Here is a 22069-nt window from a genome sequence, read left to right on the forward strand (position 1 = left end):
TGAACCTACGAGCTCAATGGTCGCTTTTCCGGCGGCCCCCGCGATCCACCAGGGCATTGAAGTCTGATTCCCAGCGCGCATACCGGAGCCGATGGATGCGCCGGAGCACCAACCCGACGGTACCGACGATGAGACTCGTCATTGCCGTCCACAGCAGGACCGCGGCGGCAATGGCATCAGCTGCGGCGTCCCCCCGTGACGTCGGTGCCGACACACTGCGACCAGTAGGATCAACCCACATCAGGAACCTGTCTCCTGTATTGAGATCTGCACCGTAGCGGACAGTTTCGTGATGTTGCACGCCCCCGAGGCTCCACTGGGCTGGTACCAGAACGACCGGGCTGTACCGGGGTGCCACCGCGTGACTATCGCCGGTTGCCACTGCCTGCACCTGGTGGCGTGTATGCAATTGTTCGCTGCTGGTTCTGCTTCCGGCGTCGTACAGAGCTGTGCCGACCGCTCCCGCCACCGACAACATCACCAACGCCAACAGCAACCCCACCAGCTGAACAACGGCCGCGACCCGATCGCAGCCCCGGACCAAAGGATGGCGCCGGAACAATCTGGTAAGCAGGACCTGCACATAGCCAAACACCAAGACATTCATGACATCTCCTAGGCCGAGCATCGGCGGTAACCAGCTGATCGTCGCATCTGGTGCGTCCACGCTGCAGAGACCGCGGCCTCCACTTGACCAGGTCATTGGTCACGGTGCTCATCAACCCTTTGACACGGAGCGGCGTATACCACTGGCAGGGAATCGGGGACTTACGACTCCGCCCGGCGCCCGAAATCGGTCCTACCGTCAGTTCAGCCGATCAAAGGGCTGGCGAACCGCGTTCGATCACCCAAAGGAGTGAGTCCAATGACTGATACCGACCGGCACGGGCCCGTAGTTGTTGGCATTGACGGTTCACGGGCCGCTGTTCACGCGGCCGAATGGGCTGTAGATGAAGCAATCAGCCGAGATGTGCCGCTGTGCCTGGTTCATGTGACCAGGCCCGTGGTCACCGCCAAATCTTTTGTGGACCAGTACAACATCGACAAGGAGTACGCAGAAACGTCACTGCGTGATGCCGCGGCCGCTGTCAAGGAGACCGGAAAGCCCGTCAAGGTCGATTGCGTGATCCGTCACGGGCTGGCCTCGGATGCCTTGGCCGCAGAATCACAAACCGCGAGCCTCGTATGCGTTGGCTCCGAGGGATTCGGGCGATTGGCGAGTGCCTTTTGGGGCTCCACCGCAACTGAAATCGCCAAGCGAGCGCACTGCCCCGTCGCGATAGTCCATCGACCGGTGTTTGTCGCGCATGGTCTTCCCGTGTGGATCGCTGTGGCTGTCAACGGTCCTCAGGACACGGACACCGTCATCGACCACGCGGTGCAGGAAGCACGACTTCGCCATCTTCCGATTCTTGCGGTGGGCACCTGGCAAGAGGACATGGGCGCATCGCCCTACGACGAACTCGATCGACGCGTGGCGAGCCTGCGTGAACGTTATCCAGACGTCCACATGTACCCGGTTGCAGCACGTTCGGATATCGGCCATTTTCTCACGAACTGTGATGAACCGATCCAGCTGGCAGTAGTGGGACGCGCAGATATTCCACATGTCATCCGTATGCGGCCTTCAGCAGAGCACGGCGATCGCACCATCCTGATCGTTCGCAACTAACAATTCATGATGACGAATGGGGTTGAAACACGATGATATCCAAGAACCATCATGCGGGGATCGTGGTCGGGGTCGATGGATCGGCCTGTGCTGATATGGCGGTTCATTGGGCCGCACAAGAATCGAGCATGCGCAATGAACCGCTGACCCTCATCAGCGCCTTCGACATCGAACAAACCCATGTCTACGACCAGCAACTCCGTGAGCGGATCTATCAATCGCGCGAACGTCAAGCGCAATTGGTCCTGGAAAACGCACAGTGCATTGCCGAAGAGGCCGCCGGGTGCGCCTTGCCCTCCGCACGCCGCCGAGTGGTATTCGGGCATCCGGTGTGGGCGCTCGTCGACGCTGCGCAGGAATCACGCCTACTCGTTGTCGGCAGTCGAGGACGGCGCGCCCTCGACCGTCTGTTGCTGGGCTCGGTCAGTACCGCTGTCCTGCACCACGCGCGATGCCCCGTCGCGGTGATCCACAACGAGGCAACACTCGACAAGCACGCTCCTGTCTTGCTCGGTGTCGACGGCTCACCGACATCAGAGCAAGCGACAGCCATTGCTTTCGATGAAGCATCACATCGGAAGGTTGGGTTGATCGCCGTGCACGCCTGGCACATGCCCAACTTCTTCGAACCGGCATTTGATCTGCGTGCTACGGAAACTCAAGAAAGACAAACACTCGCCGAAAGACTGGCAGGATGGCAAGAACGCTACCCCGACGTGAAGGTCGACCGCCGTGTCGTATGTGATTACCCCAGCCCATACCTTATCGCCGAGTCCGCGCACGCCCAGCTTGTCGTTGTCGGCAGTCACGGCCGCGGGGGCTTCGCCGGAATGCTGCTCGGCGCAGTCAGTTCTGCCGTCGCTCAAGCCTCGCGAGTACCCGTCATCGTCGCACGGCGACCATGAAGTTCACCGTCCCTGAACCTGAAAAGAAGACCGACAGGAGCATCGACGGCGCGGCGACCACGCTCAGAACGCTGGATCGGGATGACGTCCAATCGGTCGCCCTTCTTCACTCCCAACTCAACGAGCAGGATCGCTACCTGCGATTCTTCACCACCAACCCAAAATACGTTGCAGCACTTGCTGAATCACTGACCCAACAGTCCGAACGAGAACTGTCAATAGGAGCCTTCGAGCATGGGCGATTGGTCGGTGTTGCAAACTACGTCATCAGTCAAGACGGCCATACCGCCGAGGTCGCCATCCTCGTCGCCCACGCCGACCATCAGCGCGGCGTGGGCACAATGCTCCTCAAGGCCCTCGCCGAGTCCGCCATCAGAAACGGGATCACACGGCTCACCGCCGACGTCCTCGCAGAAAACCACGCGCTCCTGGTGATGCTGCGTGAACTAGAACTGCCGCACAAAATCAACCACACCGATCGCGAGGTACTTAATCTCGAGGTTGAGCTAAGGCCCGCGGCCCGTCCACATGTGGCACAAGTCATTTGAGTGAACGCACTACTCTCCGCGCTGTAACGTCACCAGATAGCTAGCCGTCGTCCCCGAACTCGCACCTGCTGAACACGCACCGGTACCAGCAGATATACGCAGCGCCAATGATGGAAAGGCGCCTATCGGCACTTTTCTGCACAGGAGTTCGGTGCAGACCGTCGCCCCCTCGGCCATCGCGGACTATCGGCACGTCACCACGGCGGCCATCACCGCAACGACTGGTGCGGTGATGGCACAAGCATCGTCGCCACAGTCGACACCATCGACTCGATCGGTTCGATGCCACCACCCCGCCAGCACGGTGTAGCCGACACACCGACCCGTGCGTCACTGGATGTGCTGTCATGCAGTGGGATCAGCGGAATCTGTGATGCCGATTCCGGGCGACGCACCACCTGGCCGCTGCCGTCGATCACCTGGACGGACACGATCCGCTGATCGGTGGCCAACAGCACGGATTCGAGCCCATCGGGTGGTTCCTCACGCAGCCGCTCTCACACCGCCACAGCCCGGGCCCTGGCTGCAGTATCGACGTCGGCACACATCGACTGGTACAGCAGCACCACCGAGGTGGCCCCCACAGGCACCAGGCTGGCAAGCACCACCGCCGAGCGAGTCGCGATCCCACCGCACCAGCGCCGCAACCGGGCCCGTACCGCAACAATGACTGCGCGGGCCTTCAGCATCCGTCCAAACCTCGTGCCGTTCTGCTGAAATGTCGCGTCACGCGCAACGACCACATCCAGTAATCATGCCGGTGCTACGACCGCCCCGAGGTTGGCCGGGCGGATGTAGGCGCTACCGGAGACGTGACAGACGGCCGATCACCGCGATCGGACACTGAATGTCCCCGCTCGTCATCATCGTTATCAGAGTCCCGATCGCGACTCGAGTCACCGTCGTAGTCGCGTTCGGCGCTATCACGCTCGTATGAATGAGATTCACTCTGGCCGTGATCATCTCGGCCATACTCGTCTCCGTACTCGCTACCCGCCCACACACCAGCACCAAACGTCAGCGCCAACACGGCCACAACAGCGGCCGCCGCGCCCGCGATCGAAACAACAGTTCACGCTTGCGCTTATCGGGGACGGCCCCAGCGGCCGGAATCCCTTCCTCAGTATTAACCGTCGAGTCGGCAGGTGGTTCAGGCGATGGGGTCACATGATCAATGTTCGGCATGCCCCGACAATGCCTGTCAAGCACTGAGAGTTCATTGAGAACATAGAGTCGCGCCCCGTATCCCGCGGCCTGACTGGCCATGCCGACATCGCCGTTGTGTGTTACCGTTCCGTTAGTTGTCTTTGTTCACCATGGTGACTGTCGTAGCCTTCGCGCCGACATCCTGGTTTTGAGCATTTCACCGAAGGATCGTGCCGCATGCCCCGTCGCGGGCCATGGGATTATCCGTATCACCACCTAATTTAGTGTCGTGCGTTCGGTCGGTTCGTCGACGGTCGACCTCGAGTGAGATTGCATTCGCATGGGAACCGTGTCGTAGCGTCGTTGCTCAGTCAGCGGTCCTTATGCAGACTTACCAAACCCGCACTCGTGGGAGCGGTTCACCGTAGTCGTCACCGTGCCCCAAGACGACCGTTGAAAAATGAAAAGCAGGGCAGTGCAAATGATCTCGTTCATTTGGTCTCCAGGAAACGCTCTCCCGGCCGGTACCGGCGGCTCAGAAAACTACACCGTCGGCCAAGTCCGCGAACTGAATCGGCGCCGCATACCGGCTCAAGTGGTCACCGTCGGCCTAGGTGCTGAAGACGGCCGCAATGACTTCAGTGGTATCCCGTTCCTGTCACTATCGACGCTGGCTGAGGTAGGTGAGCTCGACGGCACCGTTGTGTTCGTCAACGAACCCCATGTTGTCGAGACCAAGCGTCCGGCGTTCCTGATCTTGCACAACCCGCCCCCGATCCGGGAACGCTACAAAGCGTTCGCTATCAACGGAACCCGTGATCGGGTGTTGATCGCTACCAGCCGCTACGCGGCCCGGTTGTGGTCGAACTATCTGGACGTCGACATCGCCACGATCAGCGTCGTCTACCCATTCGCCGAACCGTGCTTCGGCACACAGCCCCGGCCCAAGAATGAGACGGGAAGAACTCGAATCCTCTTCGCCGGCAGACTCAGTCCGGAGAAGGGCGTCTACACCCTCCTTGAGACGCTGCACATCGACATCATCGAACAGGACGCCGAACTCAGCTTCACCGCGACGACTGCCGGCGCTGACAAGCCGCAAGGAAGGATTATCGAGCGACTGCTGCGCGAGCACCCTGGCATCTCCGTGGTCCCCACCTGCAAAACGCCGAGCAAGATGGCGACGCTGATGACCGAGCACGATATTGTGGTCATGCCGTCCAACAGCCAGTACTGGCATGAGACCTTCGGCATCGTCTCGATCGAGGCCCAACACTCCGGCTGCCGCGTGATCGCATCCGATGACGGCGGGCTACCCGAAACAGACTGCGGTGGAATAATTCTTGTCGCCCCGGACAATGCCGAAGCGCTGGCCCTGGGTATCCGCGAGGCCATCAACAGTGGATCGCTTCCACGGTCAATCCGTCACGAGGCGCGCAACAGGTTCACGGTCGGACAGTCCGTCGACGCACTACTGACGGTGTTCTCCCAACCGCTGCCCATCTCACCGGCAATGATCGTTCGCCAACTCGAGGAACTCATCCTCGTACCATCTGCCGTGCAACCGCATACAGCAGCCTGACCTGGGCCATCGCAGCCGAAACCGGCCCACGATTTCGCGGATACGGCTGGTCGACTTTCTGACACATATCCGAGAAAGCTCAACGACGGATGTCGAGAACGGCGCAATGGTTCCGTCCCAGAGGTGAGCGACCAACTAGGGTCGCGAATGAAGGGAGACCGTCATGGCCAAGTACTTGCTGCTCAAGCACTATCGCGGTGCACCTGCGGCCGTCAATTGCGTGCCGATGGATCAGTGGACGCCCGCCGAGGTTCAAGCGCACATTCAATACATGAACGACCCCGCGGCCCGGCTGGAAGGCACCGGCGAATTCGTCAACGCCCAGGCCCTGGCGCCGGAAGGCGCATGGGTGCGCTCCGACGGTGAGGGTAAGCCCCCGGTTACCGACGGCCCGTTCGCGGAGACCAAAGATTTGATCGCGGGCTGGATGATCATCGACGTGGACTCGTACGAGCGTGCCATTGATGTCGCCTCGGAATTATCGGCAGCTCCCGGAGCCGGCGGCGAGCCGATCCACGAATGGCTCGAGGTTCGGCCGTTCATGACAGCCGCGCACTCCGACCTCGATTGATGGCCCACGCTGCGGTGGACGAAGCCCAGCTGCGGGACCTTATCCCCGGAGTGCTGGCGGCAGCTAGTGCGCCGTGGCGCGGACTTCGCCACGGCAGAGGACGCCGTGCAGGAGGGGGCCGCCCAGACGTGCCCATCGCGGCGACCTGATGACCCCAAGGGCTGGCTGACCACCACCGCCTGGCGGTGTTTCATCGATCTCGCACGATCCGATACCGCCCGGCGACGTCGCGAGTATGGAATCACTGACCAGCCGCAGCCAGGACCAGTGGCCTCCGTGGATGACGCGCTGCAGCTCTACTTCCTGTGCGCGCATCCGCGCCTCTCCCCCGCATCGGCAGCCGCGCTGACCTTGCGGGCAGTCGGCGGCCTCACCACCCGGCAGATTGCGCAGGCATACCTGGTACCCGAAGCGACGATGGCCCAACGGATTTCGCGAGCCAAAAGAACGGTGAGTGACGTCCGATTGGATCGGCCGGGGTGCAGATCGTCGAGTGGTACGACGAACTGGTCCGGCTCACCCATAGCCCCGTGGTGCGGCTTAATCGCGCGGTCGCTGTGGACGGTCCACGTGCCGGGCTCGCCGCACTCGACCAACTCGATGCGGCTCTCCCCCGGTACACCGCGTCATCGGCCTACCTTCACGAGCGCGCCGGAGACATCGCCACAGCTGCGCGGCTCTATGCCGACGCCGCCGCTCAGGCCCACAACCTCGCCGAACGCAACCACCTGACGCTTCGGGCGGCCACTCTGAACCAGCGCCTCGTGGCCGGAGACCACTAAGCGCTGACAGCAGATTCGCAGGGAAGAGATCTAGCCTCGTTCGTCGGTCCCGGAATCGATGAGAAGGACACAATGACTTTCAGCCTGCGGAATCTTCGACCCGAAACTACGTGCGCGCGAACCGCTGCGGTTCTCGCGGCAGCATTGTTCGTAGTTTTCGCGACCCTGGCGGCGATAGCGCATCATTACGGCTCAGGCACCAACGTCGACCACCGCACGCTGGACTGGTTGGTGACTCACCGGCACAGTTGGCTCACCTCGGCCGCGGTTGACGTCACCGACATCGGTAGCCCGGCGATGGTGTCCGTAGCGACGGCTGTTGCAACACTTGCGATTTGGCGCTTCACACGCTCTTTGAGAACTGCGGCCACCGTAGCCGCGGCCGTCGTATCGGCGTTCTTCCTTGCCGCGGCGGCGAAATGGGCAGTGGGAGAAAACCGTCCACCTATCAACACGCAGTTAGTTGAGGAAACCGGCTGGTCCTTTCCGTCCGGACACGTCACGGGCACTACCGCTCTTGCCGGAATATTGACCGTCGTGGTCGCCTACCGCCATAGCGGCTGGCGACGCTTGGCGGCCCTGGTAGCGGCAGTAGCGGCGGTGATGTTGGTGGCCGGCAGTCGTCTCTACCTCGGAGACCATTGGGTGGTCGACGTCTTGGCGGCAGTGGTGCTGTCGACGTCCGTGGTGACGATCGCGGCCGCGGCCCTTCACAAGACACCGATCACCACCCGATCCCCCCGTCCCGCGGCCTGAGATGTTCTCGCCCACGGAGCCACTGACCTGGGTGATGGTTTGGCGTGCATGGCATTTTGATATAGCGGCGGCCCTGTGCGCTATCGCCCTAGGCACGGGATACGGCTGGGCCCTGACCCGCGTGCGGCGTCGCCAATCGGATATCAGCGGCGTGTGGGCGAGTTGTTTCTTCGCGGGAATCGGATGCTGGGTCGTCGCATGCATGAGTGTGGTTGGCGTTTACGCACACGTGCTGTTCTGGATGCGGGCATTGCAGGTTGTCTTGCTGCTCCTGGTCGTGCCGTTCTTGGTAGCCCTTGGTCGGCCGGTCACTGTTGTGCGCGGCGCGCTACGACCGGATGGGCTGGCCAGATTTGGTCGCGCGTTGTCGTCGGCACCCGCGCAGGTCTTGACACATCCGCTCACGACGTCCCTGGCCATGTTGGCCACACCATGGCTCCTGTATCTGACGCCGTGGTACACGGCATCTCTGACTCATGGCCTGCTCGGTGCGATGACACGAACGGCGTTGGCATTGATCGGGTTCGCGTACTTCTACGCGCGCCTGCAGGTAGACCCCGTACCTCACAAATATCCACAGCTGATATCGCTGGTGATCAGCGTGGCCGAGACCATCGGCGACGGGGTCTTGGGTCTGGTGCTGTGGCAGGGCCCACTTGTCGCGTCAACCTATTATCTGGCGCTACACCGCGCCAGGGGGCCGGATCTGCGAACGGATCAGACCTTGGGCGCGGGCGTTCTCTGGATCCTCGGTGATGTCCTTGGACTGCCCTTCCTGCTGCTACTCATGCGCGCCTTGTCTGCCGACGACAAGGCGCAGGCCGCACGGATCGACGCCGAACTCGACCGCGCCGACCAGAGTTCACTCGACCCGGGCAACACGACAGCCGTGGATCCGGCGACGCCGACACTATGGTGGGAGAACGACCCACAGCTGCGAGAGCGATTCGGACGACACTGAAAGTCCCGCCACCTGGCCCTTTCCCAGCGAACTTCTGCACACTCCGTCTATTTTTCGGGCAGTATGGACGGATGGATGTCCCGCGGTGCGCCTTACCGTCGCTCGTCGACTCTGCCCTGCCCGAGTCTGCACCTTCCCAGCGTCCGCCACGACCTGCCTCTCCCGCGGTCGACACCTCGACGCGTATCGGCCGCGCCGTCGCGGGCTTCTACCTCGCCTTCGAGGCCGTCGATGATTCCGACAGAATTCGTGAGGCGGCCAATCGGCTCGGCCAGCAGCATCCGCCCGAATCGGATACGCGCCAGAAGTACCTGGCGTTGGCCCGCGGAATCACTCATGTGGAGGCGATCCGTCGCCATGCTCACTACACGTTGCGTGAAATCGCCACCACTGCCGCGCGTACGGCCGAACGCCTTACCCAGGACTCGGCGGATCTACCGTCGGACACCAACGACGCGATCGATGCCGCCGTGCGCCGTGAGTCCACCGCCGTCTGCGACCGCGCGGTGCAGATGATCAACAGTCAGACCCGCCTGGTCCTGGACCTCGACGAGGTGACGACCACGATCACCGTCGATGAATGGCTGAGGAGCCACGGCCTGACGGGTTGACCGGCTGCCCACCGATCGCTAGTGCGGATTGTCCGCCAGCGCAGCCCGTTCGACGCTCAGCAGACTCTCGGCGCGATGCTCCTCCTCGTAGGCATTGCCGCCACCATTGAGCCCGAACAGTCTCTTGCTCCATAGCAGCCAGACCACAGCCACGATGTTCACCAGGAGCGCTAAAACCCTGAGAACGGTTTGCTTTTCGATGAGCTCATAAATCTCCAGCGGCAAGAAGATGCTTGTCGCAATGACGGCGAAGTACTCACCCCAGCGCTTCATCAGCCACAGACCGAAGGCCTCGATGAACTCGATCGCCGCATACGCCGCCAAGCCCACCGCCACCCACATCAGTGTCGAGGACGACAACGAGAACGCCTCACCGATATGACGGATGACTTTCGAATTGTCCGGATTCCATCCGAGCTGATTGGCCAGCGGCCGGATCAGCGGCAGGTCCCGCTCGAAAACCTGTTGGAGATGTTCGCGGGAACCGCGAACCTTGACCACCCCGACCGCGAGTAGGACAAAGACGAGACCGCGGAATACGCGTTCGACGGCCAGTATCCGCATCAAGGTCCGATCACGCAGGAGCCGTCCGCGCGGAATCTCTGGTGCTGTATCGGCCGGTCCCCGATACCGTGGCGCGCCGACCACAAACGTCTCGCACCGCAAGCACCGCCAGGCCGTCCCTGCGGGCGTCTCAACCCTCAGGCGTTCCCGAAGTGGCTGCTCATCGGGAGCGAATGTCGCATGCCCGCGCAGGCCACACGATCTCAGCGCAAAATCGATCACGACAGGGACGGTAGCCCGACACCAGCCGCCACACCGCGTGATCTCCAGGTTCCGGCGCTACCCTGGCGTCGTGCTCGACCGTCGCCGGTTTTTGACCTTATTGGCAGCCACTGCCGCAGTGGCTGCCTCAGTCATCGAATCAGCCGCTGCGTCCGCAGACCCCGGCACGGCAGCTGGAGCTTCTAGCAGCGGGCTCACGCGGGTGCCATTGCCCGGCGGCGGTGCGTTGACCGCTCTGCCGGCCCGCACCGACGGACAGCGACTACTCGCCTTGACCCTTGACGACGGCACCGATGGGAACGTCATCGCCGCGTACACCCAGCTGGCGCGCGATACCGGAATCCGCTTGACCTACTTCGTCAATGGTGTGAACGCGGGATGGACGCAGAATGCCCCACTGCTTCGCCCGCTCGTCGACAGCGGACAGATCCAGCTGGGCAATCACACGTGGTCTCATCCGAATCTCACGACACTGACCGCCGAGAAGATCGCTGCCGAGCTGACCCGTAATACCAAGTTCTTGACCAACACCTACGGAGTCGATCCGGCGCCGTTCTTCCGCCCACCCTACGGAAAACACAACGCCGCAACTGATTCACTTACTCAGGGGCTCGGCTACGGGCCGCCGGTGCTCTGGTACGGGTCATTGTCGGACTCAGGAGTCGTCACCCCGCAATACATCGTGGACATGGCCCGCAAGTACTTCAATCCGCAGGCAATCGTCATCGGCCACCTCAATCACCCGCCGGTAACCACGGTCTATCACCAGCTGCTCGACGTCATCGGGGAACGGCAGTTGCGCACAGTGACACTCAACGACGTCTATCAGCACTAGAGCGACGGGGCGCCCGGATCAAGCAGTCTTTTGGGATGCATGCCGTCAACCTGGCCGATAAACGGCGGGTGAATGCTGTACCCCAGCATCCGGCGAATGTCCTCAGATACCGCTCGGACGGTGTCACGAGTCATCGACAGGGTGAACGCCTCCTGTGGACGCAGCCACGGTTCGCAGTATTGAGCTGTCAGGGCCAGCCGTGCGGCATCGGATCGGTTCGCTCCCCCGCCGTGCCATAGCGTGCCCGGGAAGAACACACAGGAACCCGCCTTCATCACCACGGGTTCACGCTCGACGTCCCGCGGCCGCCGTTCACTCCAAAGATGGCTGCCTGCAATGACATCGGTGGCGCCGTTGTCGGCAGTAAAGTCGTCGATCGCCCAGATCGTGGCGGCACCAAGACCGGCTCGGGGACGCGGAATCGGATAGAAGCCGTCGTCGGTGTGCAGTATCTGCGCCTGCTCACCTGGCAGAATGTTGATGACCTGCAGCATCGACAACAAATAGTTCGGCAGAAAAAGCCGATCCAGTAGGGCCAAGACCCGCGGGTGATCCGCGATCCGGTCGCATGCGCGCGTCTTGTTCAGCACGCTGTACACCCGCTGCGTGGTGTTTCCTTCAAATCCATTGCGGCCATGCAGATTCAGCAACGGCGCAACGGCTTCACGGATCTCTACGAGCTCGTCAGCGGTAAGCAGATCCGGCAAAATCACATAGCCGTCGCGGCGCATCGCCGCCAAATCCGCGTCGGCAACAGCGGGATTGACACTCTCGCCGCTGCTCGCGGTCCGTCGATGAGTTCCGGCCAGGTCGCCGCTCAAATCCATCAACGATGACACTTCCGTGCTCATCGACACTCCTAAACATAAGATAATTATGTTTTGTAGAATCACATAGTGGCACGCCCCTCAATCGGACGTCAACAGCTCATCGACGCCGCCCGCGATGAACTCGTTCGCGGCAGCGGAGTCATGGATCTCAGCGGATTGACCCGGCGTGCCGGACTCAGCACCGGTGCTCTCTACCATCACTTCGGATCCAAAAGTGGCTTGCTCGCGGTCATCTACGACGAGTTCTACGAGGGCCTCGTGCAGGCAATCGCCGACACGCATCTGGCCATGGACACCGACTGGCGCGTCCACGAGCTGGAACGCACCCGCCTGTTTGTCGGCTATCACGTGGCCGACCCGCTGGCCCCGATCCTGCTCAACCGCGCCGCGTTAGATCCGCAACTGGCCGAACTGGAAGCGACGTACCTGCAACGCATTAGCCATAACGCCGCCAAGAACATCCGCCGCGGCCAGAAGTTGGGTCAGTTGCCTTCAGACATCGACCCCGACAGCGCAGGCGCCTTCATCATCGGCGGAATTCGATACGGGATTGCGCAGCAGTTGCGACTGACCCCACTCCCCGCACCCGGCGAGATCACCGAACGGCTGTGGCGCCTGATCTCCGCGGCACTGGGCGTCGGCGGAACCGCCGCCTAGGGAAACGTCGGCCAGATCGAGGACACATGGGCGATACTCCCTGCATGCGTTCGATACCTGTTGGCCGTGCGGCCGCTCTCACCCTCGTCGTTCTGGGCGCGGGGCTTTCCTCCTGCCCGCTGGCATTGGCAGCACCGTCGGGCGAGGTAGCCCTCTGTTTCGACGGTGACGTGCGCGTCAGCGCCTGGCAGGCGAGCCAAGCCGATGCACGTCGCGACCTGATTCCCGGCACGCTCAACATGAACGCCACGGACGGTCTCGCCGGACCCAAGCAGGCGTACTTCCAGTGGCGCAACCTGACCACCGGCGCTGCCGGCGAGGCACACGGCGACGGCTCGGGCACCGCAGGAGCATCGATCTTCAATGTCGTCACCGGTCCCGGCCAGGTGGAGATCACCACCGATTACGGCGGCCGTTCGGGCTTCTTCTGGAACGACGAAAACACCGCCCACTGCACCGGGACGGTGACTGTCGTCTAGGCCCTGCTCGACACTCAGACAACTTCTGACGCAAGTCGTGCGAACGCTGCGCTGTCGTGGCTGCAGAACACGGTGACATCCTCGCCATGATCGGTGACGAGCTCGGTGAGGCGCCGCATGTTCTGCAGTTGAGCACGTGGGTGACTCGGATGCGCGGTGACCATGTGCATTGCCCTGCTCGCGGTGGTCAACGGGCCGCTACCGAGCGCGTGCGGCTCCGTGTAGGCGTCGCCGGCATGCAGCAGCCAGCCGGTTCCGGTGTCGATGGCGACGCCGACGTGGCCTCGCGTATGGCCGTAGAGCGGAACGACCAGGATCACCGGCGGCAGCCCGTCAAGGTCGCGGACGGCATTGAAGCCGAACCGTGGCTCGCCACCGTCGAGCTCGTTGATCTGCCAATTGACCCCGTGACCGCACAATGTGCAGTGCGATAACGGATTCGATCGACGACAGTTGGCTGTGCCGCATATCGAGCGGGTCATATCCGAGCGCCTCGATCTGCCGCACTGCCGTCTCGGCCTCCCGCAGGACGGGCCCATAGTGTGCCGTGTCCAGCCGAGCAATCGTGGATGCTGGACGCAGTCGGGACCGAAACCGGTGTCGACCAGGACCAGCCCCGAACTCGGCGTCTCGATTAGCAGGCAGTGGTCAATGAATCCGAATGTCATTGTGCCGCAATTAAGATGGTGAACCTTCACATCTCACCTCATATCGCGTTGCCGACGTCAGCCTTCATTCACGGTAACTTCCGCTTCGACCGCGCGGAATACCCGTCCGATGCACCTGGTTCGTCCAGATATGAATGCTGTCCAGCAGTTCGATCCGCATGCGCTCATCGCCGACAGCCGCATCGGCATACTGGCAACCATCAAGTCCAACGGACTACCGCAGCTCTCCCCCGTCACCCCGTTCTACGACCGGGACAAAGGCGTCCTCTACGTCTCCATGACCGATGGCCGTGCCAAGACCGTGAATCTTCGCCGCGAGCCCCGAGCGGCGCTCGAGGTCACCAGCTCGGACGGATGGGCCTGGGCAACGGCCGAGGGGGACGTATCCCTGACCGGACCGGGTACCGACCCACACGGCCCCGAGGTCGAAGCGCTTGTCGACTACTACCGTGGCGCGGCCGGTGAACATCCCGACTGGGAGGAGTACCGCGCGGTCATGGTGTCGGACCGACGCGTCCTGATGGCTCTCACCGTGGGGCGGATATACGGCGAGAAGCTTCGCTGAGGCTCAGACCTGTCCCGTCGCGTCGTAAATCCAACTCATGTCAGCGTTGGCAAAGTCTTCCAACCACGATGCGGGAGCGAAGTTCGTCAGTGCGCCCATGTCCCAGTAGTCCTTCCAGAGCGTGATCTTGCCGTCGACCACCTTGAGCACGGAAGCAAAACGCAGTAGCGCCGACTCCCCTGTATTCCAAATCCACGTCTCGGAGTGCTCGTACATCACGTCTTCACCATTAGCGACGATCAGCCCGTCGTGGTGCACGTAATCCTTCAGCGGTTCGAGCCCGATCTTCAGACGTTTGACGATGTTCTCTGGTCCGCATGCCGCGGCGGTGGGTCCCACCGGCATGTCCAGATAGATGCAGTCGTCGTCAAGAAATGCCGTGACGGCGTTCCAGTTTCTCTCCGAAAGAGCTACCCACAGACCGACAACCACCGACGCTGATGACATCGCCACAACTTTCCTTCCCCCGAAGTGCAACGAGTCGAAATCCTACGAGTCGCGCACCCCCGCCGGGTCCGATCGGGGCGATTAGGCTCCCCACATGCTTGTCGTAAAGTCGATCCTATTGTTCGCGGCGGCTGCGGTCTTGGAAATCGGTGGCGCCTGGCTCGTATGGCAGGGCGTGCGCGAGCATCGCGGCTGGGCGTGGGTGGGGTTCGGCGTCATCGCACTGGGCGCCTACGGATTCGTGGCGACCCTGCAGCCAGATGCCCACTTCGGTCGAATATTGGCAGCCTACGGCGGGGTGTTCGTCGCCGGGTCCCTGTTGTGGGGGATGGCGATAGACGGGTTCCGCCCCGATCGCTGGGATGTGGCCGGTGCGCTGCTCTGCCTGGCTGGTGTCGGGGTCATCATGTACATGCCCCGGAACGCATGAGCCGCGCCCCGTCCGGCCCCCTTCGCCGGGAACTGGGCACATTCGACGCCGTCATGATCGGGCTGGGCTCGATGCTCGGCGCCGGAATCTTCGCGGCCTTGGCGCCCGCGGCGCAATCGGCAGGATCCGCCCTGCTGGTCGGCTTGGCAGTCGCCGCGGTGATCGCCTTCTGCAATGCGACATCTTCGGCTCGACTCGCCGCGGTGTATCCCGCCTCCGGTGGAACATATGTCTACGGCCGAATGCGTCTCGGCGAGTTCTGGGGTTATCTCGCTGGTTGGGGTTTCGTGGTTGGGAAAACCGCGTCGTGCGCGGCGATGGCGCTGACGGTGGGCTTCTATGCGTGGCCCGCCCACGCGCACGCCGTCGCGGTGGCTGCGGTGGTTGCCTTGACCGCGATCAACTATGCGGGAGTTCACAAGTCGGCGTGGCTGACACGTGTCATCGTCGCGACCGTGTTGTCGGTACTGGCCGCGATTGTGGTCACGGCGGTTGGGTCCGACGGTATCGACGCCGCATCCCTCGACATCACCGACGTGTCGATTTTCGGGGTGTTGCAGGCCGCCGGTCTGCTGTTCTTCGCATTCGCCGGGTATGCCCGCATCGCGACCTTGGGCGAGGAGGTACGCGACCCCGCGCGCACCATTCCCCGCGCCATCCCGATCGCGCTGGCAATCGCACTGGTCGTGTATAGCGTTGTCGCCGTCGCGACATTGACCACGCTGGGGCCATCACGGTTGGCCGCATCCGCGGCCCCGCTGCTGGATACCGTCACCGTCGTGGGCGTGCGGTGGATGGAGCCGGTGGTGCGGATTGGCGCCATCGTGGCGGCGACGGGCTCGTTGTTGGCACTCATTCTCGGGGTATCACGCACGACCTTCGCGATGGCACGCGATCGCCATCTGCCACACGTCCTAGCGGCGGTGCACCCCAAGTACGGCGTACCGCACCGCGCTGAACTCCTTGTTGGTCTTGTGGTTTCGATCCTCGCAGCCACGGCGGACTTGCGTGGCGCGATCGGGTTCTCGTCCTTCGCGGTGCTGGTGTACTACGCGGTGGCCAATGCGGCGGCGTGGACGCTCTCCCCCGCCGAGGGCCGCCCGCCGAGGATCGTTCCCGCACTCGGCCTGACCGGGTGCGTCGTGATTGCCCTCGCGCTGCCGCGGTCATCGGTCCTCGCCGGCACCGCAGTACTGGCGGTCGGCATCCTCATCTACGTCGGGCGCCGCCTCAGTGCTCCGGGTACGCGTGAATAAGAGCGCTATCGAGCTTTGACACCGCATGGGTCAGTTCGTGTTCGGCGACGTGTGCGATGCGGTGGGCCTCGGCGAGGCTGATGTCGGGATCGACGTCAAGCTCGGCGTCAGCATGGAGGCGATGTCCGATCCACCGCAACCGCACGCTGCGGACGGTCCGCACACCAGGCTGAGCCTCCAGCGCTGATTCAGCAGCGTCCACCAACACGGGATCCACCCCGTCCATCAACCGCCGGAACACATCCCGGGCCGCAGTACGCAGCACCGCAAGAATCGCGATGGTGATCACCAGCCCAATGATCGGGTCTGCCAAGGGATATCCCAAGGCGACGCCCGCAGCGCCCAGCACCACGGCCAGCGAGGTGAACCCGTCTGTACGCGCATGCAGTCCGTCGGCGACAAGTGCCGCCGAGCCGATCCGGCGCCCAACCCGGATCCGGTAGAGGGCGACGAGTTCGTTGCCGACAAAGCCGACGACACCCGCCGTCGCCACCCACCCCAGTTGTCCGATCTGCACTGGATGCATCAGGCGCATCACCGCCTCATAACCGGCCACCACGGCCGATAAGGCGATCATCGATACGACGAACAGGCCGGCTAGATCCTCGGCCCTCCCGAACCCGTAGGTGTATCGCCTTGTCGCAGCTCGGGTTCCCAGTCCAAAAGCTATCCACAGCGGGATCGCGGTGAGCGCATCGGAAAAGTTGTGGATGGTATCGGCCGCGAGCGCCACAGAGCCGGACACCACCACGATCGCCACCTGAAACGCGGCGGTCAGCAGCAGTGCCACCAGGCTGATCTTGACAGCCCGCGTCCCCGCCGCACTGGAACTGAGCGCGTCGTCAATGCTGTCGGAGGCGTCATGGCTGTGCGGGGACACGATCTCCGCCAGCATTCCCCGCAGACCGACCGCGTGGTGATGGTCGTGATCGTGATGGGTCACTTCATCGCGGGTATGACTCATTTCCTACCAGCCCTTCTCACGGTTTCCGCAGTCCGCAGCGAGGCCTCCGAGCGGTGATGCGGTGGGATGCCCGGGCCCGCATGCTCAGCGTTGTAGACCGCGTCGGTCACCAGCTGCTCGACATGTTCGTTCTCCAGGCTGTAATAGACGGTGGTGCCGTCGCGACGGGTCCGCACCAGTCGGGCCATCCTCAACTTGGCCAAATGCTGCGATACCGACGGCGCCGGTTTGCCCACTAGGTCTGCCAGCTCATTGACGGACAGCTCACCGCTGGTGAGTGCCCACAGCACTCGAACACGGGTGGCATCGGCAAGCATCCGAAACACTTCGACAACCAACCCAACCTGTTCGTCGCCCAATGGCGACTCATCTGCATTCACTTCGCTTCAGTCCTCACGTATCAGACGGAACCAACGGGGCGCTGTCCTCCCGATCGGCGCAGGGAGCCCTCGACAATCCGCGTCCTCATCCCCGACCACGCGCCACTTAGTGAAGGTCTGTTCGACGTCGGCTCGACTTGCCCCACTGGGCAATGGACCACGGCGACCGGGGCTGAACGCAAACATCAGCAGGATCGCGCCAGGATTGGAGACCGCAGTGAGTTCGCGCGCGTACAGGTGACGATCTCGAGCGTTGAGCCCGTGGAAACACCCGACGTCGAGCGCCAAGCGATACCCGGTCCCGACGACTTCAGAGAAGTCCGTGACATCGGCTTGAAGGAATTCGGCGTCGACGTTCGCGGCGCGCGCCTTAGACCACGCTTGCTCCACTGCGCGTTCAACCGAATCGAGGCCGGTGACTTTCCATCCTCGTCTGGCCAGATCGATGCTGTGCTCCCCCGTGCCACAACCCATGTCAAGGGCCTTCGCCGGCGTAGGCAGCTCCACAGACTCCTGATCCAGTAGAGAGCACAGCTGCATGACAAACCCAGAATCACGGTCTGCCTGCTTCCACGGTGTCACGCCGAGTCGGTATGCCAACTCATACAAACGCCCCATGACGGAAGCTCCCCTACTACGTATCTGCATTGATACGCAGATAATAGACCATGGGTGGCGTTAGTGCTCGCAACAGCCGCATTCGTCGCCGTCGGCCTGCACCGACACCGAGGCAACATTCGGCGCACAGCAGGATTCGCCCTTCCAGGCATTCAGTCCCTCGCGCACCGCAATGGCAGCGATGATCAACGCTGCGATCGGGTCAGCCCATGACCACCCGAACAGGGTGTTGACCAGCAGCCCAACCAGCAGGACCGCCGATAGATATGTACACAACAGCGTCTGCTTGGAATCGGCGACCGCCGACGCCGACCCGAGCTCGCGGCCCGCTCGCCGTTGCGCCCACGACAGCACCGGCATGACCACCAGACTCACCGCGGCCAAGGCGATCCCAATTGTCGAATGCCTGGGCTCAGCGAACCCCGCTAGCGCCCGGATCGACTCCACCGCCACATAGGCGGCCAGCGCAAAGAACGAGAATGCGATTACGCGAAGAGCAGTCTTCTCCCTGACCTCCGGGTCCTTGGCACTGAATTGCCACGCCACCGCCGCAGCCGATGACACCTCGATCACCGAATCCAAGCCGAAGCCGATCAGCGCAGTCGAGGACACTCGTGCACCTTCGGAGAGAGCCACGACGGCCTCAATGACGTTGTAGGTGATGGTGGCGGCGACGAAAAGACGAACCCGCCGATGGAGCACATCTCGCCGCTGCGACGCGACCACCATCAACAGCAGCCCTCGTCAGCCGGGCAGCACGACGGATCCACCGTCAACACCAGATCCACCAGGTCGTCCAGAGCGTGAGCAATGCGCTCATCGGTGAGCTCATAACGGGTGCGCCGGCCCTCCGGAACAGCAATAACCAGACCGCAGCCACGAAGGCACGCAAGGTGATTCGACATGATCTGTCGCGACACCCCGGCCTCATCGGCGAGCTCCGAGGGATATCCGGGCCGCGAGCGCAGGCTCAATAGGATGGCCGTGCGCGTCGGGTCCGACAGCGCGGATCCGAACCTCGTCAGAGCGTCACGATGCGCCAGGGTCTGCATGGATCCAATAGTACATCGTCTTCTGTATTCAGATCTAGATGTACTAACTGGCGGCGGGCACCGGTCCCGCGGCGGCCGAACGCACCTTCTCCCCCGCCCGCAGGAAACTGCCGGTCCGCTGCGTGCCCAAAATGCCGACCGGCCGGCCGTCAACCACGACGGTCCGGCCGCCAATCAGTACCGTGCTGACGGTCGCGTCGTTGCGATTGACCATCCGCGCTAGTCCCCCGTACTCGGCCACCGATTGCTCGGCGTACTCGGTCAGAGATCCATCGAGCTTCTCTGGGTCGACCACGAAAAGATCTGCGCGGTCGCCGATTCGGAGATGCCCGGCATCGATCTGGTACCAATCGGCGAGCTCACCGGTCAGTCGATGTACGGCCTGTTCGATGGTCATGAACGGATGTCCGGCTAGTTGCGCCTCGTACACGTGCCGCAGCAGCCGCAGCCCGAAGTTGTAAAAGGCCATGTTCCGCAGGTGGGCACCGGCATCGGAGAAGCCAAGCTGGATGCCGGGATCTTGCGCGAGCTGCTTGAGCACCTCGGGGCGATGGTTGGAAATCGTGGTCCGCCAGCGGAGGGCCGTCCCATGTTCGAGCACCAGATCAAGAAACGCGTCGACGGGATGCAGTCCCCCGCGATCCACACCGACCTGCCCGAAGGACTTGCCGACCACCGACACATCCGGGCAGGCGACGATCTCGGAGTCGAAAAAGTCTCTGTGCCAAACCCTTACACCGAACTTGCTCTCATACTCCTTGCGGAACCGGCGCCGGTACTTCTCGTCGCGCAGCAGCTCATTGCGCTCGACTTCATCGCGCAAGTGCAGCGCCGCGGCACCCGCACCGAATTCCTCGAAGATCACCAGATCGATGCCATCGGCGTAGACCTCGAACGGCACGGGCAGATGCTGCCAGCGAAAGTTTCCACCCAGTGTGTTGACGATGCGGGCCACCGGTCCCATCGCCCGGATCGCGTACGGGTTGGCCTTGATATCTGCGGCTGAGAGCAGTGACGTCGATAGCCGCTTGCGCAGGATACCCAGAGACTGGACGGCCTGAGACAACACGTTCAGGGGGTTCTGAATGTCCGGTCCAGATTGCAGCGCCCGATTTCTTTGGCGAAGTTGTGATTTCAGTTTCCGTAACTCGCGCGGCTTGGCGTAGGTCGACGGCAGCGTCCGGGAACGACACACATCGCCGTCAAGCTTGTCGAACAAGAGCTGCTGCGACGACATCCCCACGAAACCGGCATCCAGGGCCTCGGCCAGCCAGCGGTCCATCTGCGCCTGCTCACTGGCCGTGGGCCGTTCATTCTTGCGGGTGGCGCGGTCCAGCCCCATCACCGCCGCGCGCATATCCGAATGCCCCAGGAAGGTAGCGATGTTCGGCCCTATGGGTAGCGACTCAAGAGCCTCGATGTACTCACGCGCGTTGGTCCACGTCTTGTGTTGATCCATCGCCCCGATGACGTGGTCGCGCGGGATCGCTTCCACTCTGCCGAAGATGTCTCCGGCATCGATGCCATTGACATGCACCACCGACAGCGAGCAGGAGCCCAGCAGCACTGTCGTCACACCATGACGAACCGACTCCGATAATGCGGGCGCGGCAAGTACCTCGACGTCGTAGTGCGTGTGGACATCCACCAACCCCGGAAGCACCCATTTTCCGGTGGCATCGATGATGTGCGGACAGTTCGTCTCGTCGAGGTCGCCATCCGAGATCGTGGCGATATGGCCATCCTTGAGGCCGATGTTTCGGATAGCGGACGCCGCGCCCGTGCCATCGAACCATCGCCCGTTCTTGATCACTGTGTCGAACTGGACGTCGTCACGGGAAGCCATTGCGAATTCTCCTTGTAGTACTGCTATTTCACGGGCGCTATACGAAGCGCCGGTAGGACATACCGCCGGAAATGGCGACGCAGTGAGGTCGGATCGTCCGGGTCAATGCAGTTTCCGGGGACACTTCCCAGGCTGATCATCACGCGAGCGATCCATTCGCTGGCTTCCTCGACATCGGTCCGCGCGTGGATCTCCCCGGCATCGCGGGCCGCCTCCACATACGGGCGCCAGAAGGCGGCGAGGTCCGGCACCAGACCCTGCACGCCCGCTCCGGCACAGGCCATGAACTCCTCGGGCTCGCGCACCCGGATCCGCATGAGCAGGGTGCCCGGATCGTCGTATGCGCGCCGGCCGATCTTCACTCCCGCCACCAACCGAGCCTCGAACCCGTCGACGTCTGCGAGCTCGGCGGCAGACTGTGCCCAGCTGATCTCGATCAAGCGGATGATCGCCGCGCCGACCAGGGTCTGTTTATCCGGGAAGTGGCGGTAGAGCCACGAGCGCGAAACGCCCGCTTCCTCGGCTACGTCCGTCATTGTGGTCGCACGAATCCCCTTGTCGGCCAAAATTCTTTCGGCCGCATCCAGCAGCCGGGCGGCCACCGATGCGCCATCGGGATCGGGTATGGCACCTTCATCGAACACCGCAGTCATACCCTCAATGTAAACAAGGTGTAGACACATTTCAAGATCTGTGTACACTTCGGATGCACAGATTTCTGA

26 protein-coding genes and 2 pseudogenes are annotated in these 22069 nt (G+C 62.6%); 15 read left to right on the forward strand and 13 right to left on the reverse strand.

Annotation, left to right across the window (positions count from 1 at the left end):
• Positions 1 to 13: 13 nt before the first annotated feature.
• Positions 14 to 607, reverse strand: a complete 594-nt coding sequence (locus tag B4383_RS10360) for a hypothetical protein (protein ID WP_078288255.1) — start codon at positions 605 to 607, stop codon at positions 14 to 16.
• A 258-nt stretch (positions 608 to 865) separates the two neighbouring features.
• Here B4383_RS10360 and B4383_RS10365 point away from each other — a divergent pair, with 258 nt between their 5' ends.
• From B4383_RS10365 to B4383_RS10375, 3 genes are read left to right on the forward strand one after another with little or no spacing between them, the layout of a single operon-like run.
• Complete coding sequence (locus B4383_RS10365; RefSeq protein WP_078288180.1) at positions 866 to 1672, forward strand: universal stress protein; 807 nt, start codon at positions 866 to 868, stop codon at positions 1670 to 1672.
• 32 nt (positions 1673 to 1704) lie between these two features.
• A complete protein-coding gene (locus B4383_RS10370; RefSeq protein ID WP_078288179.1) occupies positions 1705 to 2577 on the forward strand; it encodes a universal stress protein in 873 nt (290 codons plus the stop codon).
• Positions 2574 to 3125 (forward strand): GNAT family N-acetyltransferase, encoded by a 552-nt coding sequence (locus B4383_RS10375; RefSeq protein WP_078288178.1) that lies wholly within the window; start codon positions 2574 to 2576, stop codon positions 3123 to 3125. The genes B4383_RS10370 and B4383_RS10375 overlap by 4 nt, the downstream gene beginning before the upstream one ends.
• Before the next feature lie 192 nt (positions 3126 to 3317).
• On the opposite strand, the pseudogene B4383_RS27410 reads toward B4383_RS10375, so the two are convergent.
• Positions 3318 to 3814: pseudogene (locus B4383_RS27410) on the reverse strand (two-component sensor histidine kinase); the annotation flags it as partial.
• Between the two features lie 917 nt (positions 3815 to 4731).
• Between B4383_RS27410 and B4383_RS10395 the strand changes: the two are divergent.
• The 6 genes and pseudogenes from B4383_RS10395 (at position 4732) to B4383_RS10420 (ending at position 9534) form a co-directional block, all read left to right on the forward strand.
• Positions 4732 to 5853, forward strand: a complete 1122-nt coding sequence (locus B4383_RS10395) for a glycosyltransferase family 4 protein (protein ID WP_078288174.1) — start codon at positions 4732 to 4734, stop codon at positions 5851 to 5853.
• A 163-nt stretch (positions 5854 to 6016) separates the two neighbouring features.
• Positions 6017 to 6424 (forward strand): YciI family protein, encoded by a 408-nt coding sequence (locus B4383_RS10400; protein ID WP_078288173.1) that lies wholly within the window; start codon positions 6017 to 6019, stop codon positions 6422 to 6424.
• Positions 6424 to 7206: pseudogene (locus B4383_RS10405) on the forward strand (sigma factor-like helix-turn-helix DNA-binding protein). Before B4383_RS10400 ends, B4383_RS10405 begins: the two are co-directional and overlap by 1 nt.
• Positions 7207 to 7278: 72 nt before the next feature.
• Positions 7279 to 7962, forward strand: coding sequence for a phosphatase PAP2 family protein (locus B4383_RS10410; RefSeq protein WP_078288172.1), 684 nt, complete (start codon positions 7279 to 7281; stop codon positions 7960 to 7962).
• Between the two features lies 1 nt (position 7963).
• Complete coding sequence (locus B4383_RS10415; RefSeq protein WP_078288171.1) at positions 7964 to 8923, forward strand: cytochrome c oxidase assembly protein; 960 nt, start codon at positions 7964 to 7966, stop codon at positions 8921 to 8923.
• 71 nt (positions 8924 to 8994) lie between these two features.
• Positions 8995 to 9534: a hypothetical protein gene (locus B4383_RS10420; protein ID WP_139360688.1), complete on the forward strand. Its 540-nt coding sequence runs from the start codon at positions 8995 to 8997 to the stop codon at positions 9532 to 9534.
• 18 nt (positions 9535 to 9552) lie between these two features.
• On the opposite strand, the gene B4383_RS10425 is transcribed toward B4383_RS10420, so the two are convergent.
• The gene (locus tag B4383_RS10425) at positions 9553 to 10320 is read right to left on the reverse strand and encodes a DUF2127 domain-containing protein (RefSeq protein WP_078288170.1); all 768 of its coding nucleotides are present in this window, start codon (positions 10318 to 10320) and stop codon (positions 9553 to 9555) included.
• A gap of 70 nt (positions 10321 to 10390) precedes the next feature.
• Between B4383_RS10425 and B4383_RS10430 the strand changes: the two genes are divergently transcribed.
• Entirely contained in the window at positions 10391 to 11155 is a 765-nt protein-coding gene (locus B4383_RS10430; RefSeq protein WP_078288253.1) for a polysaccharide deacetylase family protein, read from the forward strand.
• Here the strand turns inward: B4383_RS10430 and B4383_RS10435 are convergent.
• Complete coding sequence (locus B4383_RS10435) at positions 11152 to 12006, reverse strand: phytanoyl-CoA dioxygenase family protein (protein WP_078288252.1); 855 nt, start codon at positions 12004 to 12006, stop codon at positions 11152 to 11154. The two genes, B4383_RS10430 and B4383_RS10435, sit on opposite strands and share 4 nt — an antisense overlap.
• Positions 12007 to 12051: 45 nt before the next feature.
• On the opposite strand from B4383_RS10435, the gene B4383_RS10440 reads away from it, so the two are divergent.
• Together B4383_RS10440 and B4383_RS10445 are read left to right on the forward strand one after the other, a co-directional pair.
• Positions 12052 to 12642 carry a TetR/AcrR family transcriptional regulator gene (locus B4383_RS10440; RefSeq protein ID WP_078288169.1) on the forward strand — a complete coding sequence of 197 codons (591 nt, stop codon included), beginning with the start codon at positions 12052 to 12054 and terminating at the stop codon, positions 12640 to 12642.
• Between the two features lie 44 nt (positions 12643 to 12686).
• Positions 12687 to 13121 carry a hypothetical protein gene (locus tag B4383_RS10445; RefSeq protein WP_078288168.1) on the forward strand — a complete coding sequence of 145 codons (435 nt, stop codon included), beginning with the start codon at positions 12687 to 12689 and terminating at the stop codon, positions 13119 to 13121.
• Between the two features lie 14 nt (positions 13122 to 13135).
• Here the strand turns inward: B4383_RS10445 and B4383_RS10450 are convergent, their stop codons facing one another.
• Complete coding sequence (locus tag B4383_RS10450) at positions 13136 to 13603, reverse strand: hypothetical protein (protein WP_286150536.1); 468 nt, start codon at positions 13601 to 13603, stop codon at positions 13136 to 13138.
• A gap of 316 nt (positions 13604 to 13919) precedes the next feature.
• Here B4383_RS10450 and B4383_RS10455 point away from each other — a divergent pair, with 316 nt between their 5' ends.
• Complete coding sequence (locus B4383_RS10455; protein WP_078288251.1) at positions 13920 to 14354, forward strand: PPOX class F420-dependent oxidoreductase; 435 nt, start codon at positions 13920 to 13922, stop codon at positions 14352 to 14354.
• Between the two features lie 3 nt (positions 14355 to 14357).
• Here B4383_RS10455 and B4383_RS10460 read toward each other — a convergent pair whose 3' ends face one another.
• Positions 14358 to 14801: a nuclear transport factor 2 family protein gene (locus tag B4383_RS10460; RefSeq protein WP_078288167.1), complete on the reverse strand. Its 444-nt coding sequence runs from the start codon at positions 14799 to 14801 to the stop codon at positions 14358 to 14360.
• Between the two features lie 94 nt (positions 14802 to 14895).
• Between B4383_RS10460 and B4383_RS10465 the strand changes: the two genes are divergently transcribed.
• Both B4383_RS10465 and B4383_RS10470 read left to right on the forward strand, forming a co-directional pair.
• Positions 14896 to 15231 (forward strand): YnfA family protein, encoded by a 336-nt coding sequence (locus tag B4383_RS10465; RefSeq protein ID WP_078288166.1) that lies wholly within the window; start codon positions 14896 to 14898, stop codon positions 15229 to 15231.
• A complete protein-coding gene (locus B4383_RS10470) occupies positions 15228 to 16487 on the forward strand; it encodes an amino acid permease (RefSeq protein WP_078288165.1) in 1260 nt (419 codons plus the stop codon). The genes B4383_RS10465 and B4383_RS10470 overlap by 4 nt, the downstream gene beginning before the upstream one ends.
• Here B4383_RS10470 and B4383_RS10475 read toward each other — a convergent pair.
• The 7 genes from B4383_RS10475 to B4383_RS10505 are packed head-to-tail and all read right to left on the reverse strand — an operon-like array spanning position 16462 to position 22000.
• Positions 16462 to 17451: a cation diffusion facilitator family transporter gene (locus B4383_RS10475; RefSeq protein WP_078288164.1), complete on the reverse strand. Its 990-nt coding sequence runs from the start codon at positions 17449 to 17451 to the stop codon at positions 16462 to 16464. The genes B4383_RS10470 and B4383_RS10475 overlap by 26 nt on opposite strands.
• A complete protein-coding gene (locus B4383_RS10480; RefSeq protein ID WP_078288163.1) occupies positions 17448 to 17831 on the reverse strand; it encodes a metalloregulator ArsR/SmtB family transcription factor in 384 nt (127 codons plus the stop codon). The genes B4383_RS10475 and B4383_RS10480 overlap by 4 nt, the downstream gene beginning before the upstream one ends.
• A gap of 6 nt (positions 17832 to 17837) precedes the next feature.
• A complete protein-coding gene (locus B4383_RS10485; RefSeq protein ID WP_078288162.1) occupies positions 17838 to 18449 on the reverse strand; it encodes a class I SAM-dependent methyltransferase in 612 nt (203 codons plus the stop codon).
• Positions 18450 to 18509: 60 nt separating this feature from the next.
• Positions 18510 to 19178 (reverse strand): cation transporter, encoded by a 669-nt coding sequence (locus tag B4383_RS10490; protein WP_078288161.1) that lies wholly within the window; start codon positions 19176 to 19178, stop codon positions 18510 to 18512.
• Positions 19178 to 19501 carry a winged helix-turn-helix domain-containing protein gene (locus B4383_RS10495; protein WP_078288160.1) on the reverse strand — a complete coding sequence of 108 codons (324 nt, stop codon included), beginning with the start codon at positions 19499 to 19501 and terminating at the stop codon, positions 19178 to 19180. The genes B4383_RS10490 and B4383_RS10495 overlap by 1 nt, the downstream gene beginning before the upstream one ends.
• A 43-nt stretch (positions 19502 to 19544) precedes the next feature.
• Positions 19545 to 21347: an amidohydrolase family protein gene (locus tag B4383_RS10500; RefSeq protein ID WP_078288159.1), complete on the reverse strand. Its 1803-nt coding sequence runs from the start codon at positions 21345 to 21347 to the stop codon at positions 19545 to 19547.
• Positions 21348 to 21370: 23 nt separating this feature from the next.
• The gene (locus B4383_RS10505; protein WP_078288158.1) at positions 21371 to 22000 is read right to left on the reverse strand and encodes a TetR/AcrR family transcriptional regulator; all 630 of its coding nucleotides are present in this window, start codon (positions 21998 to 22000) and stop codon (positions 21371 to 21373) included.
• Between the last annotated feature and the right edge of the window lie 69 nt (positions 22001 to 22069).

Origin of the sequence: Mycobacterium sp. D16R24, assembly GCF_002013385.1 — a bacterium.
Classification (GTDB): Bacteria; Actinomycetota; Actinomycetes; order Mycobacteriales; family Mycobacteriaceae; genus Mycobacterium.